The sequence below is a fragment of the Bartonella sp. AD328YNZD genome (genome assembly GCF_042196425.1).
Genome location: NZ_JBHIQG010000026.1, coordinates 1 through 1,984, shown reverse-complemented (window position 1 = coordinate 1,984; position 1,984 = coordinate 1). Strand labels below are relative to the sequence as shown.

2 protein-coding genes are annotated in these 1,984 nt (G+C 34.7%); one reads left to right on the top strand and one right to left on the bottom strand.

Annotated elements, in window-relative coordinates:
* Positions 1 to 277 precede the first annotated feature (277 nt).
* Entirely contained in the window at positions 278 to 637 is a 360-nt protein-coding gene (locus ACFIO3_RS02505; RefSeq protein ID WP_375606730.1) for a hypothetical protein, read from the top strand.
* Positions 638 to 761: 124 nt separating this feature from the next.
* Here ACFIO3_RS02505 and ACFIO3_RS02500 read toward each other — a convergent pair whose 3' ends face one another.
* Positions 762 to 1,805 carry a tyrosine-type recombinase/integrase gene (locus ACFIO3_RS02500; RefSeq protein ID WP_375704077.1) on the bottom strand — a complete coding sequence of 348 codons (1,044 nt, stop codon included), beginning with the start codon at positions 1,803 to 1,805 and terminating at the stop codon, positions 762 to 764.
* Positions 1,806 to 1,984 lie beyond the last annotated feature (179 nt).

Sequence of the window (1,984 nt, the reverse complement as noted above, 5' to 3'; positions counted from 1 at the left end):
AAAAACAACAAAATAAATTTATTTTTATCATTAAATTACATAGTATAAATTACAAATAAAATAATTGACAACTCTTAAATAAACATGTAACGGATATATTGCAAGTGTAATATAATATAAAATTAACAATTTAAATAAAATTATTAATTAAATTTTGTATTATATTTTTATTGTAATAAGATAAATATACTTTATTGATAGATAACGGAATGTTTTCTATTTAGAGGGGGCGGTAAAGAAAATTTATTTTATTAAATATTGTAATTAGGTGGTTATGATGAAAATATTCAAGCATTGTATAGTATGTTTTGTTGCAGTAGCGATTTTCTTTTCACAGATTTTAAGAGCCAATGCTGATTCTTTAAATGATAGATTTCAAAATGCTGGTTTTATTTCTGTAATGACACAAGAAAATAGAGTTATTAAAGCTGTTGGTATGATTATTAGCCAGTTTGGAGGACAAGGGGCTGAGAAAAATGTCCAAAAAGTTGCGGGTTTAATGGGGATGGAGACAGCGATTTTTGCTTTAATCGCATATTTTGTATATTTCTTTACTAGAAAGCCGCCGAGTCCTAACAGAGAGACAGGTGGAAGAACATTCGATGCTTTTGCTCATAGTTCATGGGCTTTGAATTAAAAGATATTATCCTTGATAAACTTTGAATTATTCTGTTATTGGATTTAAACAGCAAGTAAAATGAAATAGTTATGTCTAATATGGGGGAATTGAGGAATCCTGATTCTATTACGTTTTTTTTCCTCTATCCCCCATCTTTTTGAAGCTTTTTTATGGCTTCAAGAGCGAGTTTTTTGCGATCTGCGCTCTTTGTGTAGAGAGATGCCATAGCATCATGTGTCCAGCCAAAAATTGCTTTGAGTTGTGATACTGTTGCACCAGAATTAGCTGCGCGTGTTGCTGCTAATTTTCTTAAGCCATGGGCTGTTTTTTTGATACCTGCTTGGGTACAAGCATTATAAAATGTAATTCCGAATCTTTCTTTAGGTATTTTCCCCCCGTGTTTACTACAAATGAATGTGTCCTCACCAATAGGACCAGCTTCAAGTGTTTTGGCTAATTCCGGTAAAATAGGGAGAAAAACATCTGTTTGGAATTTACTTTTCTCTGTTTTGAGATGAATAATATTGTCTTTGACATCTTTCCAGCCAATGCGAACTGCATCACCACGGCGCAACCCCGTGTAAAGAAGAACATCAATCCAAACACGTTCATGGGTACCATGAGGCCATCTTTTATAATATTTCTCAACATCTTCTTCTGTCCAAACAGGAAAGCCCCCTTTATTTTTTAGAGGAGGTTTTTTGACCCCTAAAGTTGGATTGTTTTCCAAAAGACCTTGGTCAATCGCCCAATTAAAAAGCCCATTAAGTACTTTCAGAAATTCTCTAGCCATTGCTGGTGTTTCTTTACGCCGTTCAACTCCAGCTATGATATGTTTCTTATTAATTGCTTGGTATGGGATATCTCCTACGGAATCGCATATCTTCATAAGGATGTATTCTCTTTGCTTTCTTGTAATTGTAGAGAGGCTATGCCAATTGGAGCTATTAAAATACTGTTTAAGGAGCCATGCAAATGAACCTTCGACTAGCTTACCGGTTTTGGATTTAGGGAGTATAAGCCCTTGTAATTCAGCAAGTGCGCTTTTGTAGTTGTCAACAAACTCTTGCGTTCCATAGGTACCACGTATTCTAATACGTTTTCCATGACCAATACGTACATACCATACGATTTTGCCATGTTGGGTAATTTGTTTCACAAGGTGAGGAGGGCGTGGTTTTGGCATGGGAACACCTATAAGATGATATCAAATTCATAATCATCACGAGATAAATTCCATATTTTATCAGGATGTGCTGTTGAGTTTGGTAATGGGATATCTGCTTTCAGATAGATAAGCAGTTCACCGGTAGGTTTGATTTCTATGAGTTCGCATTTTTGCTTTTTTGCTTCTCTTAAAGCTCG